We start from the raw sequence: 16,905 nt of genomic DNA on the forward strand, positions 1-16,905 counted from the left end.
ACTAGATTTATTATCAAAAAGGTAGGTATTAAATATGGTTTTTTTTGGAGTAATTAATGAATTTGAATAGTATCCGCGTCAAAGTCTCTTTTCCTATTGTTATTTTAGGTATTGCTATCTTGTCGTTAATTATTGGGTATTCATACTTAATTAACTTACAAAAAAATGCATTAGATGTGCAATCCGATAAATTTATTAAGGCTGTGTCTCTTGCTTTGAGTGCCGACAGGGATTTGTATCAAGCAAAGGTTGCTGAGTTAAATTTAGTCGCACATAACGACAATAAAGAAGCTTATTTGCAAAAGCATAAAGAAAATGCCGAGCAAGTAACACAAAGGTTAGAGCAGTACTTAACTTTGTTATCGGATTATCCAAAAGCTATAAATGGGCTTCGCGGTTTTGATGGTGCTTATAATACTTGGTTAAACGCTTCACTGGCCTATATGAATGATAAAACAAATCTAAAAAAACAGTCTCAATCAGAAAAAGCATTTGACGAATTAAGAGCTACGCTTGATCAAGCTGGTGAATTAGCAGAGCAAACATCGGTTGAAGAAGTTCAAAAACTATCAGACACAATTGCTTCAACTAAGTTAACTATGCTTATTTTTGTCATATTAATTTTATTAGTGGCGTGTTGGTTTAGTTATCTTATTCCTAAGCAATTAACGCAGCAAATTAACTATGTAACTTCTCGTATTGACGATATAGCCTCTGGTGATGGCGATTTAACTGGTAGGATCGCTATAACGTCTAAAGATGAGTTTTCTGAACTTGCAACGCAGTTCAATCGTTTTCTCGACAACTTACAGCAATTAATTCGCGATATTTTAGAGCAATCAAAAGAGCTAAGTGAATTAGGTGGTGAGTTAAGTCAGGTTGCAAATAAAAACAATGCGGTAAATCAAACGCTCAGCCAAGCTTCTGAGTCGATAGTAAGTGCAGTGCATGAGATGAGTGTAGCAAGTAGAGAAGTTGCAGGTGTTGCTCAGCAATCATCAACAGAAGCTGATAAATCGTTAAATTTAGCTCAGCAAGGATTAACAGCGGTTGCGCACTCTAGTTCTCGTATTATTTCTTTGTCGCAAAATATGGAGCAAGCTATGGCGCGCTCTACAGAGCTACAACAAAGCTCTGATAACATTGCCAAAGTACTTGAGGTTATTCGTGCCATTGCAGAGCAAACAAACCTACTGGCGCTTAATGCTGCTATTGAAGCCGCGCGAGCTGGTGAATATGGCAGAGGTTTTGCTGTGGTAGCAGATGAAGTAAGAACATTGGCTACACGCACGCAAGTTAGCACAAACGATATTCAAAAAATGATAGAGCAATTTGCAACGAGCGTAGAACAATCAATTAAAGCGATAGATGAAGGTAAGCAATTTGCAGATGATGCGGTTGGCTCGTTTAGTCAAACTAATGATGTGCTTAATGCAATGCAAAGCTCGTCTACTAAAGTAAATGATATGGCGATGCAAACAGCGCAAGCGACTGAAGAGCAGACAACGGTTGCAGATGAAATAAGTCAAAACCTATCATCATTAAACGATCAAACTTTAGAAGGGGGATCGCTTGCTCGAACTACTGAAGATGTATCTAAAAAAATGGAACAATTGACTGATGAGTTAAATCACTTAGTGCATCGATTTAAAGTTTAAATAAGCTGATTATCTGGTTAGATAACTCTTTAAGGTTTTGAAATATAATTGTACTTATATTATTTGCTAGCTAGGGTTCTGCTTGAATCGTCATTATAAAAATAAAAAGGGACTTTAAAAGTCCCTTTTTTAATGCAATTTTAACCCTGGAAAGTCAACAAAGCCTAAAGTGCATTAGCATTACTTTTTATCAAACGCGCGTTTCATGTAGTTAGGTGTAGCTAGTGCACCATGGTGAATACCGCTGTTGTAGTATTCACTTTGCTCGGCTATTTGTGCTGCGCCGTCTTCTCTAAAGCCGTTAAATGTCTCTGATTTACGAGCAAGTGTTACTGACCATAAACCGCTTGGGTAAATTGGTTGTGGGAATGGCAGTGTTTGTAAATCATTAAACCCTACACTTAACATAGCTTCACGCATTTCAACTAACAATGGCATGTGCATAAGTGGCGATTCACTTTGCTGTACTAAAATACCGCCTGGGCGAAGTGCATTTAGGCAACTTGTGTAAAACGCATGGTTAAATAAACCTTCACCTGGGCCTACTGGGTCTGTGCCATCAACAATAACAACATCGATAGACTCACCAGCGGCTTCACGCATATATTTAATGCCGTCGTCAAACATAACGTTAGCACGAGGGTCGTTGTTTGATTCGCAAAGTTCTGGGAAGTACTTTAACGACATTTGCGTGACTACTTCGTCTATATCTATTTGCGTTACGGTTTCTACACCTGGGTGTTTTAATACTTCGCGTAATGTACCGCAGTCGCCGCCGCCTATAATCACTACGTTTTTAGGATTCGGGTGCGCTAAAAGTGCAGGGTGGCTGATCATCTCATGGTAAAAAAAGTTTTCGCGGGTTGTAACCATTGTACAGCCGTCGATGATCATTAAATTACCAAAGTCTGTGGTTTCAAACATTTCTACTTTTTGAAAAGGAGACTGTTTTTCGTCTAGCTTTTTGTTAATACGTAATGAAAATGCGCTGCCATCGCGGTCGCTAATTTCAGTAAACCACTTACTTTGATCTAAATTTGCCATAGTTGCTTTTACACTTTTTAGGTTGAGTATGAAAAAGGGGCAATTCTGCCAGTGCTTGGCGTTTTGCTCAATGATATTTTAACCGATTTAACGAATAAAGTTAGCTAGGGATGAGTGAAAGTTCAATTTTTGTTAGCCTAGCCAGTACTGACGTATTAAAATGCGCCTTTATAGCTAAATTGACTAAAGAAGAGTTGCCATGACCTGGGGTTTAGAAACAGCACGCGCTACTTATAACGTTGCTCATTGGAGTGATGGTTATTTTGATATAAACGCACAAGGCGAGTTGGTAGCCTACCCAGATGGTGACCAAACCAAAAGCGCTATTTCTTTAACACAATTAACAGAGCAGTTTAAACAACAAGGTTTAACCTTGCCTGTACTTGTACGCTTTACTGATATTTTAAAAAACCGCGTTGATACACTTACCAATGCTTTTACGCTTGCGCAAAGCAGCTGTGAATACCAAGGTAAATATACTTGTGTATACCCAATAAAAGTAAACCAGCAACGCTCTGTGGTAAGTAAGTTACTTGCCCATCCTAGTGGTTTAGTAGGCCTTGAAGCTGGCTCAAAGCCGGAGCTTATGGCTATTTTAGGCGTTGCAAAAGAGCCAATTACTATTGTCTGTAATGGCTATAAAGACAGTGAGTTTTTGCGTTTAGCGTGTATTGGTCAAGCTATGGGGCACAGCGTTAAAATAGTGGTAGAAAAACTATCAGAACTCACTACCTTACTTGAAGAAATAGACAACTTAGGCATAGATCCTGCTATTGGTATTCGTATTCGCTTAAACTCAGTGGGTAAAGGTAAGTGGCAAAATACCGGTGGTGAAAAAGGTAAGTTTGGTTTAACTGCAGGGCAAGTGCTTAGTGCTGTTGAAGTACTTAAGCAGCATAATAAGTTGCATTTAATGCAAATGGTGCATTTTCATATTGGCTCTCAAATTGCCAATATACGTGACATACACCACGCCCTGCGCGAATGTGCGCGTCACTTTGCGGAACTTACTCAGTTAGGTGTGCCACTTAATACGGTTGATGTCGGTGGTGGTTTAGGCGTTGATTACGAAGGCTCAGGCTCTCGCAGTGCGTGCTCGATGAACTACACAGTAGAAGAGTACGCACGTAACGTAGTAAATGCCTTTGCTGAAGTGTGCGACCAGCATAACCTTGCACACCCGGCCATTATTACTGAGTCGGGCCGCGCTTTAACGGCTCATCACGCTGTGTTAATTACTGATGTAATTGATGTAGAAAAAGCGCCTAATCATTTAAACCCAGAGCCACCTATTGAAAATAGTGCCCTAGTACTTGATGAAATGTGGCAGTGTTTACAACGATTAAACCCGCGTATGGCGCTGGAAATTTATCACGATGCGATGCACCTATTTAGCGAAGCACACGATCAATACGTGCATGGTTTAGTAAGCATGTTAGAGTGGGCAAAAATAGAGCAGTTATACTTTACTATTTTACATCGCGTACGTGCATCGCTTAGCAATAATGCCCGCGCACACCGCGAAGTACTCGACGATTTAAACGAAAAGCTTGCTGATAAACTGTTTGTTAACTTTTCACTGTTTCAATCGTTACCTGATGTTTGGGGCATTCAGCAGTTATTTCCGGTTATGCCAATAGAAAGCCTAAATCAGCCTTTAACTCAGCGCGCAATTATTCAAGATATAACCTGTGATTCTGACGGACAAATTCGTGAATACGTAGAAGGTGCAGGTATAGAAACCAGCCTACCTATTCCTGAGTACAAACCCGGCGAGCAATACCACATTGCTATGTTTATGGTGGGTGCGTACCAAGAGATTTTAGGTGATTTACATAACCTATTTGGTGACACCGACTCAGTACATGTTGAGCTAAATGACGAAGGTTATGTACTAACCAATGCCATTAAAGGTGATAGCGTTAAGGATGTATTAAAGTTTGTTGACTATGATAGCGCCATTTTGGCGGATAACTTTGCTTATCAGGTTAATAAGTTAACTGTATCCGAGCAATGCAAAGAGGGATATTTAGCAGAGCTTAATGCAGGCCTTGAAGGCTATACCTATTTTGAAGATTAATTTATACGTAAATATAAGCGCAGTATTAGTTGCTGCGCACTGTTTAAAGGAATGGAAGTAATGTCAGTTATTCGCAGTGTATTTAGTATTATTTTTTACACAATAAACACGCTTATTTGGTTTGTGCCCATTTTTGTTTGTGGGTTATTAAAGTTAATTCCTATCAAACCCTTACAAAAACTTTTAAGTTGGGTTGCTAAGCAATGTGCCACTATTTGGGTGTCGTTTAATAGCTTAAATCAGAGCCTTTTTACACCCACTAAAATTAATGTAACTGGCCTTGAAGAAACCAAACTAAAAGATTGGTATTTAGTCATTGCCAATCACCAAAGCTGGGTAGATATTTTAGTACTGCAGCGAGTGTTTAATCGCAAAATTCCATTTTTAAACTTCTTTTTGAAAAAAGAGCTTATTTACGTGCCAATTTTAGGTTTGTGTTGGTGGGCGCTCGATTTTCCATTTATGACTCGCACCAGTAAAAGTCAGTTAAAAAAGAACCCTAAATTACGTGGTAAAGACCTAGAAACAACCCGTAAAGCCTGCGAAAAATTTAAAGAAATGCCAGTAAGCGTTGTTAATTTTGTAGAGGGTACTCGTTTTACAGAGCAAAAACATGCGCGTCAAAGTAGCCCTTTCCCACATTTGTTAAAACCAAAGGCGGGCGGTATTGCATTTGTAATGCAGGCGATGGGTGAGCAAATTTCTAAAGTGGTTAACGTAACCATACATTACCCAGATGGCATACCTACGTTTATGGATTTTGCAGGTGGTAAAGTGAAGCAAATTAACGTACACGTAGATATACGCCCAGTAAGCGAAGAACTAATTGGTGATTACACTGGCGACTCTGAATTTAGAGTGGGCTTTCAAAGTGAACTAAACCGTTTATGGGAAGAAAAAGAGCAAACGCTACAGCAGCTTGAGCAAAACCATAAATAATAAGGCAAATATAATGAGCTTACAGTTATGCTAAAAAAGTGGTTACCAAATTGGCTTAATGGCTTAATTGTAGGCTGTGTATTGTTCTCTAATGTGATTATTTTTGGCACTCTAGTGCTACTGTTTGGGCTGGTAAAAATGCTGCTCCCTTTGGGTGTAATAAACACTATTTTACACCGTGTTTATCGTGGTTGGTGTAATGGTAATAGGTTTGGCTTGTGGTTAGGTTGCCCTAATATTGAAGTAAATATAAATGGCGATTTAAACTTGCAAAGTTGGTACTTACTTATTTGCAATCATATGAGCTGGTTAGACATAGCCGTACTTAGCTCATTGCATAAATTACCTGCCCCAAAGTTTTTTTTAAAAGATGAATTAAAGTATGTGCCTTTTATTGGCTCAGGTGCATGGGCTATGGGCATGCCATTTATGAAGCGCGTGAGTAAAGCACAGCTCGCTAAAAACCCAAAACTTAAAGGTTTAGATGTTGAGCGTACAAAACATAGTTGCCGTAATTTTAGACGAAACCCCACTACAATAATCAATTTTGTAGAAGGCACCCGCTACACACCAGCAAAACATACAAGTCAGCAAAGTCCTTTTAAACATTTGCTTAAACCTAAAGCTGGTGGCATCGCCTTTGCGCTTGAGGTACTGGGTGAACAATTTGACGCTATGTTAAATTCGAGCGTAGTGTACAGCGGTAAAACCAGCCATGTGTGTCGTAATATTTTAACAGGTGAGCTTAATTCAATTTATGTCTCTATTGATGTGACACCTATCAATGAGCAAATGCTAGGCAGCTATCAACACGACAAAGCATTTAGAAGCGATTTTCAAAAGTACGTTAATGAGCTATGGGTTGCTAAAGATAGGCAGCTCACCGGCATTTATGCTCAACAAGATTTACCTGAACCACAAGTCAGTAAGGAAATTGAAACACTATGACCAACACACACCTTCAGGATTTAATTGCCCCTTGGTTTGAAAAAGTCCCCGATGCTAATTTTCTTAGCTCAATTACGGCAGCTTCAATTGGCATTTTATCATTATTAATTGTGTATTTATTTACACGCCGATTGATGCTTCCGGGAATTCAAAAGGTTGTTACTAAGTTATCTCCTGAGCGTATTGGTTTACTCTCCCCGTTGCTTAATAAACTCAATAAACGTATTGCAGGTATGCTATGTAGTGTACTTTTTTTAGCAACCTTTGATAGCGTGTACCCAGTCAATGAGCTAACCGCCGAAATTTTAAAAACGATTGGGCAAGGCATACTGATTATTCACGTAGGCTTTATTTTTAGCAGTATAGTGAGTATAGCTGGTGCTATTTATAACCAGCTAGATTTTGCACGCGAAGTGCCTATTCAGGGCTTACTACAAGTCGTAAAACTTATTACGTTTATTGTATGTGCAATATTAATAGTGAGTATCGTACTTGAAAAATCACCTACGTATATTCTCTCTGGTTTTGGTGCAATAGCCGCTGTTACCTTATTAGTATTTAAAGACACTATTTTAGGCTTTGTAGCGAGTATTCAAATTGCGGCAAATCGCTTAGTTACTTACGGTGATTGGATCCAAGTAGAAAACTATGGCGCAGATGGTGAGGTTATAGATTTAGGTTTAAATACTGTAAAAGTGCGCAACTGGGATAACACCATTACTACTATTCCTACTTATATGCTGGTTGCGGGTTCGTTTAAAAACTGGCGTGGAATGCAAGAATCAGGCGGTAGACGTATCAAGCGCTCACTAAACATAGACATGCATAGCATTTGTTTAGTAAGCGACGAGTTTAGAAAGCAAATAGATGCGGCTATTCCGCTGCATGAGTATATACGTGTTGCGTCATTACCTGATCCGGTCTCTAACTTAGGTCTATTTCGTCGTTACGCAGAGGGTTACTTAAAGCAGCATAATAAAATTAATACATCGCTCACGTTAATGGTACGAGAGCTTCAGCCATTAAACCATGGCTTACCTATTGAGTTTTACTGCTTTAGCGAAGATAAACGCTGGATTTCTTATGAGCATTTACAAGCCGAAATTATGGACCACTTGCTTGCGGTACTGCCGGTGTTTGGCCTTAGAGCATATCAGAGCGTAAGTGGGCAATTAAGCCAACCTAACGCTCAACAAACAGATAAGCCTACGTTCAAAGTAGTGGCAAATAGTGCTGAGCAAGGCCCACAGCAATAAATAAAGCTAAGAGCCACCAAATAGGTGGCTTTTTAAATCGTAGCCATGCAAAGGCCACAATTACCAGCCCCACTTGCCAAAGGTTATGCACCGATGATGTCCAAATTGGTGAGTACAATGCAGCCGCTAAAAACCCCACTACCGCAGCATTAAGTGCCGCTATTGAGCTTGCAAAACGTGGTTTATTAGCCAAATTTAACCAGCTTTTTTGAAATGCTAATATTAGTAAAAAACCCGGTGTGAAAATAAGTAATGTTGCGATTATTGCGCCAATTAAAGGCTGCTCTGTAGTTAGTTGAGCCCCTAAATAAGTGGCAATGGTAAACATTGGTCCAGGTATAGCTTGAGCGCTGGCGTAGGCACTTAAAAACTGCTCATCACTGAGTGCTGGTACACCTGCCTGCAGAACAGGAAGCACAACATGTCCACCACCAAATACCATGGCACCCGCTTGGTAAAAAGGGGTAAACAAAGCAAATTCTCGCCCTAAAGGAATAAAACTAATACACAGCAATAAAGCAAATAAGCCTAGTGGAAGCCAATTTACAGTGTTTTTGGAATCACTTGTTAGCGCCGCACTTGTGTTTAATTTTAATAAAGGCCAAACCGCGCCTATTGTTGCAGCAATTACTAAAATAGCGATTTGGGTGCCCATCATTGGCAATAGTATTAAGGCAAGCGTACTTAGTACTGCAAGTAACTTTAAAGTAATGCTTGTACAAAAGCTTTTAGCCATACTTAGCGTGGCATCGGCAACAATTACCACTGCAAATAGCTTTAAACCGGCAATAATTGCAAAGTAAACGGCATCAAACTGATGCGCACTAATAGCAAGTAGCACCATAATTAAAAATGAAGGCAGTGTAAAACCAATAAACGCAGCTATTCCGCCAAGTACGCCCGCTCGCTCTACACCAATAGCAAAGCTTACTTGGCTAGAGCCTGGCCCTGGAAGAGCTTGGCTTAAGCTAATAAGCTGGGCATAACGAGTGTTGGTTAGCCAGTTTAATGTATCTACAAAATGGCGTTTAAAATAGCCTAAATGTGCGGCTGGGCCACCAAAGCTCATACACCCAAGCAAAAAAAACTGCCTAAAAATAGCTAATAACATTGAGCTAGAGTCCTTTTTCAAAATTCATTAAATTGTCACAAACTAGTATGACATTTTTATTAAAAACACACTGCTGAGTTTACCGCTTTATGCGTTGCTAAAGTTAATTTTACTTAAAAATTAACAGACACTTCATAGTTTGTTCATAGATGTATTTGCATACTCTTGGTAATTCTAGAACGAACAGGACATCATCATGACATTAACTAAATCACTAATAAGTGCATCAGTTATCGCAGTATTACTAAGCGGCTGTGAAATGAATAATACCGGCAAAGGCGCGGCTATTGGCGCAGCAGCCGGTGGCGTATTAGGCAAAGCAACAAGTAACCATAAAGATAAGCGTATTTTTATAGGCGCTGCCATTGGCGCACTAGCTGGCGCTGCAGTTGGTAATTACATGGATAAGCAAGAAGAAGCATTTCGTGATGAACTTGCAGGCTCGGGTGTTGAAGTTGTACGCGAAGGCGATAACCTGCGTTTAGTTATGCCATCTAATATTACCTTTGCGACTGATCAATCTTATATTTCGTCTGGCTTTAACGACACCTTAGATGCGATTGCTAAAGTGATGAACAAATACGAAAAAACGTACCTAAGTATTGAAGGCCACACAGATAGCACAGGTAAAGATAGCTACAACATGAACCTATCGCGTGAGCGTGCTCAAAGCGTTAAAAACTACTTAGTTAATCAGCAAATTATGGCTGAGCGTGTAAGTACTATGGGTTATGGCGAAACACGTCCAATTGCGACTAACGATAGCGCAAATGGCCGTGCTCAAAACCGCCGTGTAGAAATTCAAATAGTGCCAAACACTGAAGATTAATTTTTGTTGAACTGCAATTCACAAAGACGCTGATACAAAGGGGAGCTTACTAGCAATTGCTGGTGGCTCCCTGTTGCTTTTATTTCCCCATTTTTCATTACTACAATTACATCTGCATGCTTAACCGTTGCTAGCCTATGGGCAATAATTAACGTGGTGCGATTTTGCATTAAGTGCTCAAGCGCCGCTTGTACATGATGCTCACTTTGCGCATCGAGTGCGCTGGTCGCTTCATCTAAAAGCAGTATTTCAGGGTCTTTTAAAATAGCGCGCGCCAGTACAATTCGCTGCTTTTGCCCACCCGATAGCCTTACCCCTTGCTCACCTAAAAAGCTATTATAACCTTGCGGTAATTGTTTAATAAATTCATCAGCATGGGCATGTTTTGCAGCGGCGTATACTTGCTCGTCAGTGGCATTTGGGTTGCCGTAACGAATGTTATGCATTACGTCTGAACTAAATAAAATAGGGTTTTGAGCCACCATGCCCATTTTACCTCTGAGGGTATTAAGCGATAAGTCTTTAATGTTTACATCATTAAATTTAATCGCGCCATTTGCTGGATCGTAAAAGCGCTGTAGTAATTCAAATAACGTAGTTTTACCTGCGCCAGAGGGGCCAACAATGGCAACGGTTTTACCTTGCTCTATAGTTAAGCTTATTTTGTTAAGGGCGCTTACATCGGGGCGAGATGGGTAGTTAAAGCTAATGTTTTCAAGTTCGATAGCCGGGCTATTAGTGTTTACTAATAGCTTATCGTCTTGTGAAGTGATTGGGTTTTCTATTTCGCTTTTAACTGCAAGTAGCTCTAGTAAGCGCGCCGCAGCACCTGCTGCACGTTGCAGCTCGCCGTAAACCTCTGCAACGGTTGCCACCGACATAGCCACCATAATAGCGTAAAACACAAAGGCGCCTAGCTCACCGCCAGTCATAGTACCTGCCAATACGTCACTACCGCCTACCCAAAGCATTGCGCTAATAGCGCTAAAAGTTAAAAATATGACCGCTGCAATTAAAAATGAGCGTTGCTTAATACGGCTTTTGGCCACACTAAAGGCTTTTTCGGTTTCAAGTGCAAAAGCGTGCTGCTCTTGCGCTTCATGGCTATAGCTTTGTACTACTTTAATGTTTTGAATGATCTCGCCGGCATAGGTGCTTATGTCGGCTATTGCATCTTGGCTAGAGCTTGCAAGTTTTCGCACCTTTTTACCAAATACCATCATGGGTACTAATACCAGCGGCACACAAGCAATAACGACAAGGGTAAGCTTTAAGTTAGTAACTAACAGCATTACTAAGCCACCCACTAACATTAATGCACTGCGCAGTGCCATAGAAAACGATGAGCCAATAATCGATTGCAATAAAGTGGTGTCGGTTGTTAAACGCGACATAAGCTCGCCACTGCGGTTTTCTTCAAAGTAGCTTGGGTGCAAGGTAACAATGCGATTAAACACCGCTTTGCGAATATCGTTACTAACGCGTTCGCCAATCCACGACATTAAATAAAAGCGGCTAAACGTGCCCACGGCTAATAAGCTAATCAAACCAATAAGTACCAATACAGCTTGTTGTAACTGGGCTTGGGAGCCTGCGATAAAGCCATGATCTATGACAAATTTAACGCCTTGCCCTAATGATAAGTTAACACCTGCTGTGACTAAAAGAGCAGCAAGCGCCGCTACTACCATCCATTTATACGGTTTAATAAACGCAAAAATAGGTAATAAACTACTAAAGGCGGCTTTTTCGGGCTTAGGTGTTGTTTTTGACATAGTGGATTCTTTTTAAAGGTTAAGGTATAGATATGGCACTAAGATAATAAAAATCAATACTTTTAAATATTAGCCTCAATAAGGAAAAGTTATGACTACAGCAACCGTAAGTGGAGAATTTAATGTAAACCTAGCCCCTATAGAAGGCTACGCAAGCGGCCAAAATGGTATTAATTTAGGGCGTATGTCGATAGATAAAACTTTTAAAGGTAGCTTAAATGCCACCAGCCAAGGCGAAATGCTAAGCGCCATGACACCCACGCAAGGCAGTGCCGGTTATGTTGCCATAGAGCAAGTAATAGGCGAGCTTGAAGGTAAAAAAGGCAGCTTTGTATTACAGCATTTTGGTACTATGGATAAAGGCCAAGACAGCCTAATTTTAAATGTAATTCCCGACTCAGGCACTCATGAGCTAGAAGGGTTAACGGGCAGTATGAAAATACGTATTGAGCAAGGGATTCACTACTACGATTTTGAATACACGTTATAAGATACACAAGGATTAAAATGCAAAAAGTAATCGAATTTAGAAAGACTCGTTTTTTGGGTGGCGTAGATATAGCCGCACTGAATGACCGCATACAGGAATTAAATCAAGATGGTTGGAAAGTGTTAAACGCAGTGCCATTGGCAGGTTTTTATGGGCAAGTGCATGGCTATACGTTACTTATTGAAACTGACGAGCTTTAAATGACATTTTCAGTATGGTTAAGCCTAGCGGCTATTTGCATGATGGGCGCAATGTCGCCAGGGCCAAGTTTGGCGGTGGTTTTAAAGCACTCACTTAACGGCAGTATGAAAAACGGTATGCTTGCCGCACTCAGTCATGGCACTGGCGTTGGCTTGTATGCCGGTGCATCGTTATTAGGGTTAGGCGCTTTAATGACGCAGTTTCCAACAGTTTATCAAATACTCGTTTACTTAGGTGCGGCCTATTTGGCGTATTTAGGTATAAAAATTTTGCTAGCAAAACTAAGTAATAGCGAACTTGAAGTACAAAAATGTGAGGTGAGTGCAGCTAAAGCATTACAAGATGGCTTTGCCATTGCATTTTTAAACCCAAAACTCGCTATTTTCTTTTTAGCGTTGTTCTCACAGTTTATTGACCCGCAAAACCTTACTTTAAGCATTGGTATTATTATGTGCTTAACGGTATTTGTAATTGATACCGGCTGGTATTTACTGGTGGCGTTACTGACAGAAGTTTCAAAAAACCGCTTTGGTTTTACCAAGCAAAACCCATGGCTTGATAAAATACTAGGAATTATATTTATTGCCCTTGCTGTTAAAGTAATTATTAGCGTGTAAATATTTGTCACACGCTAATAATATTAAAAACGATAGTTAACCGACATCATAACGGTAGTAGTGTTATCGGTATCAATAATGGGTGAGTCTTCAATGTCAGAATCGAGCTGTTGATAGTTAACCATAGCGTTTACGTTCCAGTTTTTATTAATGTAATACATTAAAAATAAACCCGCATTGTAGTTAACTGTAGAACTAAGTTCGTAAGGCGCATAGGTGGTAGATTCACCGGTTGCTACACCATAATAATAGTTAGATACATCACTGCTATTTAGCTCAACACCCACAGAAGGAATAAGCATTAATTGCTTAGATAACTTAATAGGGTAACTGTAATTGGTTTTAAATTTAGCGCCATCACCGTGGCCTATTACATCATGAGTAGCACTGGCGCTTATTTTACCAAAGCCTGCAGAGTAGCTAACCTTAGTGCCAGCATAAAGAGACAGTTTTCTGTCGTCTAAGGCTTTAATGGCTGCAAGGTTTGAATCTGAGGTATCAAAGTTATCGCCTGGCTCTAAAACTAATGACCAATTAAAATCTTGCTCCTCCACTAATTTATAATCAAGTGACAAACCTCTAAAACTAAGTCTTTCACCTTCATAGGTAATGATAGGTAAAAAAAGTGTTTCACTGTCGGTTCCCGCATAAGGGGAGCTGGTAGAAATAACGCCGCCCCCTAATGAAAACTGCGACTCAGCCTGAGCAGCAATACTACAAAGCGTTAGAGTGCCAACTAATATCCGTATTGAGTTTTTAATATAAGTGTTCATTAAAAGCCTTAGGTGTTAAATAAGTAAAAAGATAAATTGCTGAGACAATTTAAGTGCATCTCAAAACTAATAGGCTTTAGTGTAGCTATATTTACTGTTGGTGTTTGTAATAGAGTGTGTGAAAGTATATTTGAATGTAAGTGGCTAAATTGCATTGAAGCCGTTGATCACGTAAGTTTAATACAGTAAGCGTGTTTAACTATCTCAATCAATAAAGACACACTCCCTAGATTTAATAAAATGGGTATGAGGATAAACCAATGAGCAACCCTATTTTAAAAAGTGCCAGCTTTGATCCCAAAGTGAAGCAATACTGGATGACTACGGCATGCCTTTTTAGCGCCTTAGCCTTGGTGACTATTCCGCTCATACCTGTGGTGTTAATTATTGTTTGGCTGGTGGCAGGTAAAATTTTAGCGGCTATGTCGGCGCAATTACTCACGCAAAAACTGGTTGTTAAACGCGGTATTTTATTTAAAGAAGAAAAATCGATACCACTTGAAAAAATAACCGATGTTGGGCTGAGCCAAGGGCCTCTTATGCGTTTATTTGGCTTATACCGCTTAAGCTTTGAAACCGCCGGGCAATCTGGTCATGGTGCATTGGTGTCATTACTTGGTGTTGTAAACGCCAGTGAGTTTAGAGAAGCCATACTTGAGCAAAAAGATAACTTAGCTGCGCAAGCACCGGCAAAGTTTTCAAATGCAGAAAGCCCGAAAAATCAATTAGAGCTAATACGCGCACTTACTTATAGCGTAAAAAATATCGAGCAAATGTTAAGCACGTTATTAGATGAGAAAAAGTAAGAGATTTAATAGCTTTAGTAAAGAAATAGAAGAAAAAAGGGGCGTGTTTAATTATTAAAGCTTGAATGACAGGTAGTTATTGCTACCCGTCATTTAGCGAAATGATTATAGAAGATTTAACAAGATACCTTAATTGTAAGTATTTTTACTTCATTGATATAATAATGTTTTTCGCAAACTTGATTATCCCAGCCGTCACCACCTCCAGAGCTAGGTGGAGAGGTGTTTGATGGTAGTGTTTGATCTAAAGCATCTTGAAGGCATTGGTCCACAGTATTAATCGATGTTGTTTTAAGCTGGTTTAAGGTAATCCCATCTAAATAAGTTAAATAGGGGTTCACTGATACGCTAAGTGCACCAAATTCTTTAATCCACTTTACTGAGAAAACGACGTCGTACTGACTTGTACCACTCAGGGGAGCTTCTTGGTTTTGAGTAAAACGTACGTGTGTATTGAAGTTCTTACTTACTTTTTCCCAAGTGCCTTGGTACAAAATTCCGCCTACACCAATTGAAAAACCTTCACTACTAAATTCCTTAGCAAGAAAAAAGCGTTCTGGGTATTTAAAATCAGTTTTAGCTTTATTGTTTAGCCTATTCTGTAATTGGGATGCGGTTCGTCCTTCAAGTACTGCTTTTACTGCATCGGTTATATGTGGAGGGCAGCTGTCTGCCGTATTTGGACTAGTCATATTAAGTGAAGTATATTGACTCACTTTGAGCGGTGATGCACTTATCTCTGTCTGCATTTCTTTTAAAAATGTAGAGAAATTTTTAAAAGTTGTTTTTAACCTTAATATTGCGGTTTTATCATTGGTGTTCAAAGATATCGATTCAGCATATTTATTAAGATAAAGCTTACTTGAGCCTTGATTATGATGCCTAACCATAAATGCAAAATGCTCTTTACCAAGTAAATCTGCAACTATAACCTTTTTAGGCGTTGTGTAGCATACCTGATTATCAATTGTGATTATTTCGTTTGGGTCTGATGAGTAGCATTGAGTTAATGGGGGGTTATCTTTTGCTAACTGATAGGCTTCATCGTAATTACAGCCCTCGCACATAAATAAAGTAACGTTGTTATCATTTGCTTCTGCAATATTTGCAAACATAAGCAACAAGGCTACAAATGTGATTAAACATTTCATTTATTTCTCTTTCCTTAGATGTTAATTTCGTACCTTTTTCGGTTAAACCTTGGCAGCTCAAATACTAATAGTCAATCTTGTTAATAAGTACTTTTTACATCAAGAGCAATAAAGGTTGTACTGTTTAGATTCAGTTAATGTGGTATTTGAAAAGTAGCGCAGCTTTTCGACATTTTTTGAAGCGGACTAAAAATATTATATATAGGGGGATGAAAAGAGTAATGGCGATTGTTAGATGCTTTTAAGTAAATCGCTGTGTAAACAAAGTTGCGGCGATCATGACTGACCGCCTAGCTAATTTTAACTTAAAAGACCTCATGCACTTTTTCTACATTACAAGTAATAACCGTTACGTTTTCGTAGCCAACGCGAGTTAGTGCTTCTGCGCTTAATGTGGCGCGCGCACCGCTGGCACAATGCAAGTAAATAGGGCGGGCTGCGTCTTTTTCTATTTCCATTAGCTTCATTTCAAGTAATCCGCGAGGAATATTAATTGCCCCAACCGCAGCTACATTGGCATGCTCAGCAGGTTCGCGCACATCAATAAGCAGCCCTTTATTTTGCTCAAGCTCTTGCTTTGCTTGAGCTGCATCAATGCGGCGCTGGTTAGGCGTGATAACTTTTAATAAATCAGGGATTGAGGTAAGCATGTGTTCGTTCCTTAACGCCAAATTGCGTAGTAGTTTGATCATTGAGCGCCTATAGCTAGAGGCTGATTACATATACTTTAGTGTAGTAAAAATAGTTAGGCATATTTCGTTCGTCACTAAAGGTATAAGTATTCAGATAGCCAAATTAACTGTAGCCGCTCGTGTTGACTTTTAATTACTATATTGTTTTTTATTACATTAGTAAATTCTAATATTAGACATTTCTAATATATATATTTATACTTTATTCACTTCTTATAATAAGAGCATGTTATGAACATCGACTTTACGGCAATGGCTGGCAATGTAGCGCAAGCCGAACAGCTATTAAAAATTTTGGCTAATAAAAATCGCTTAATGATTTTATGTTCATTGCAAGATACAGAAATGAGCGTATCGCAACTAAACGAGGCTGTACCCTTGGCACAATCGGCACTTTCTCAACATTTAGCTGCACTTAGGAAAGCTAAAATAGTGGCTACTCGCCGCGAAAGCCAAACCATTTATTACCGGGTTATTGACGATAATGCGGTGCAATTACTCGGCATGTTATATGGCTTGTTTTGTAAGGATTAAT

General features: G+C 39.5%; 17 protein-coding genes. 11 read left to right on the forward strand and 6 right to left on the reverse strand.

The features are described 5' to 3' along the window. The first annotated feature begins 56 nt into the window (after positions 1 to 56). Complete coding sequence (locus ALFOR1_RS01015) at positions 57 to 1,658, forward strand: methyl-accepting chemotaxis protein (RefSeq protein WP_104641786.1); 1,602 nt, start codon at positions 57 to 59, stop codon at positions 1,656 to 1,658. A gap of 180 nt (positions 1,659 to 1,838) precedes the next feature. Here the strand turns inward: ALFOR1_RS01015 and speE are convergent, their stop codons facing one another. Then, positions 1,839 to 2,702, reverse strand: coding sequence for a polyamine aminopropyltransferase (gene speE / locus ALFOR1_RS01020; protein ID WP_058547918.1), 864 nt, complete (start codon positions 2,700 to 2,702; stop codon positions 1,839 to 1,841). A gap of 199 nt (positions 2,703 to 2,901) precedes the next feature. Here speE and speA point away from each other — a divergent pair, with 199 nt between their 5' ends. From speA to ALFOR1_RS01040, 4 genes are read left to right on the forward strand one after another with little or no spacing between them, the layout of a single operon-like run. Beyond that, a complete protein-coding gene (gene speA / locus ALFOR1_RS01025; protein ID WP_104641787.1) occupies positions 2,902 to 4,782 on the forward strand; it encodes a biosynthetic arginine decarboxylase in 1,881 nt (626 codons plus the stop codon). A gap of 60 nt (positions 4,783 to 4,842) precedes the next feature. Beyond that, positions 4,843 to 5,721, forward strand: a complete 879-nt coding sequence (locus ALFOR1_RS01030; RefSeq protein ID WP_058547916.1) for an acyltransferase — start codon at positions 4,843 to 4,845, stop codon at positions 5,719 to 5,721. Between the two features lie 27 nt (positions 5,722 to 5,748). Next, on the forward strand, positions 5,749 to 6,669 hold the full coding sequence (locus ALFOR1_RS01035) for an acetyltransferase (RefSeq protein ID WP_104641788.1): 921 nt from the start codon (positions 5,749 to 5,751) through the stop codon (positions 6,667 to 6,669). Next, complete coding sequence (locus tag ALFOR1_RS01040; RefSeq protein ID WP_058547914.1) at positions 6,666 to 7,925, forward strand: mechanosensitive ion channel family protein; 1,260 nt, start codon at positions 6,666 to 6,668, stop codon at positions 7,923 to 7,925. The genes ALFOR1_RS01035 and ALFOR1_RS01040 overlap by 4 nt, the downstream gene beginning before the upstream one ends. Here the strand turns inward: ALFOR1_RS01040 and chrA are convergent. Further along, a complete protein-coding gene (chrA, locus tag ALFOR1_RS01045) occupies positions 7,882 to 9,036 on the reverse strand; it encodes a chromate efflux transporter (RefSeq protein ID WP_104641789.1) in 1,155 nt (384 codons plus the stop codon). The genes ALFOR1_RS01040 and chrA overlap by 44 nt on opposite strands. Positions 9,037 to 9,232: 196 nt before the next feature. Between chrA and ALFOR1_RS01050 the strand changes: the two genes are divergently transcribed. Next, on the forward strand, positions 9,233 to 9,865 hold the full coding sequence (locus tag ALFOR1_RS01050; protein ID WP_058547912.1) for an OmpA family protein: 633 nt from the start codon (positions 9,233 to 9,235) through the stop codon (positions 9,863 to 9,865). Here ALFOR1_RS01050 and ALFOR1_RS01055 read toward each other — a convergent pair. Then, on the reverse strand, positions 9,862 to 11,640 hold the full coding sequence (locus ALFOR1_RS01055; protein ID WP_104641790.1) for an ABC transporter transmembrane domain-containing protein: 1,779 nt from the start codon (positions 11,638 to 11,640) through the stop codon (positions 9,862 to 9,864). The two genes, ALFOR1_RS01050 and ALFOR1_RS01055, sit on opposite strands and share 4 nt — an antisense overlap. Before the next feature lie 91 nt (positions 11,641 to 11,731). Between ALFOR1_RS01055 and ALFOR1_RS01060 the strand changes: the two genes are divergently transcribed. The 3 genes from ALFOR1_RS01060 to ALFOR1_RS01070 are packed head-to-tail and all read left to right on the forward strand — an operon-like array spanning position 11,732 to position 12,948. Beyond that, positions 11,732 to 12,130 (forward strand): DUF3224 domain-containing protein, encoded by a 399-nt coding sequence (locus ALFOR1_RS01060; protein ID WP_104641791.1) that lies wholly within the window; start codon positions 11,732 to 11,734, stop codon positions 12,128 to 12,130. A gap of 17 nt (positions 12,131 to 12,147) precedes the next feature. Continuing rightward, on the forward strand, positions 12,148 to 12,330 hold the full coding sequence (locus tag ALFOR1_RS01065; protein WP_058547909.1) for a hypothetical protein: 183 nt from the start codon (positions 12,148 to 12,150) through the stop codon (positions 12,328 to 12,330). Beyond that, positions 12,331 to 12,948, forward strand: coding sequence for a LysE family translocator (locus ALFOR1_RS01070; protein ID WP_104641792.1), 618 nt, complete (start codon positions 12,331 to 12,333; stop codon positions 12,946 to 12,948). Between the two features lie 23 nt (positions 12,949 to 12,971). Here the strand turns inward: ALFOR1_RS01070 and ALFOR1_RS01075 are convergent, their stop codons facing one another. After that, complete coding sequence (locus ALFOR1_RS01075; RefSeq protein ID WP_104641793.1) at positions 12,972 to 13,721, reverse strand: MipA/OmpV family protein; 750 nt, start codon at positions 13,719 to 13,721, stop codon at positions 12,972 to 12,974. Between the two features lie 260 nt (positions 13,722 to 13,981). On the opposite strand from ALFOR1_RS01075, the gene ALFOR1_RS01080 reads away from it, so the two are divergent. Then, positions 13,982 to 14,527, forward strand: a complete 546-nt coding sequence (locus ALFOR1_RS01080; RefSeq protein ID WP_058547906.1) for a PH domain-containing protein — start codon at positions 13,982 to 13,984, stop codon at positions 14,525 to 14,527. 116 nt (positions 14,528 to 14,643) lie between these two features. Here the strand turns inward: ALFOR1_RS01080 and ALFOR1_RS01085 are convergent, their stop codons facing one another. Together ALFOR1_RS01085 and ALFOR1_RS01090 are read right to left on the reverse strand one after the other, a co-directional pair. Next, on the reverse strand, positions 14,644 to 15,678 hold the full coding sequence (locus tag ALFOR1_RS01085) for a hypothetical protein (RefSeq protein WP_104641794.1): 1,035 nt from the start codon (positions 15,676 to 15,678) through the stop codon (positions 14,644 to 14,646). Between the two features lie 305 nt (positions 15,679 to 15,983). Next, complete coding sequence (locus ALFOR1_RS01090; protein WP_058547904.1) at positions 15,984 to 16,328, reverse strand: rhodanese-like domain-containing protein; 345 nt, start codon at positions 16,326 to 16,328, stop codon at positions 15,984 to 15,986. 273 nt (positions 16,329 to 16,601) lie between these two features. Here ALFOR1_RS01090 and ALFOR1_RS01095 point away from each other — a divergent pair, with 273 nt between their 5' ends. After that, positions 16,602 to 16,904 (forward strand): ArsR/SmtB family transcription factor, encoded by a 303-nt coding sequence (locus ALFOR1_RS01095; RefSeq protein ID WP_058547903.1) that lies wholly within the window; start codon positions 16,602 to 16,604, stop codon positions 16,902 to 16,904. The last annotated feature ends 1 nt before the right edge of the window (position 16,905 follow it).

This window comes from Pseudoalteromonas carrageenovora IAM 12662 (assembly GCF_900239935.1).
GTDB lineage: Bacteria > Pseudomonadota > Gammaproteobacteria > Enterobacterales > Alteromonadaceae > Pseudoalteromonas > Pseudoalteromonas carrageenovora.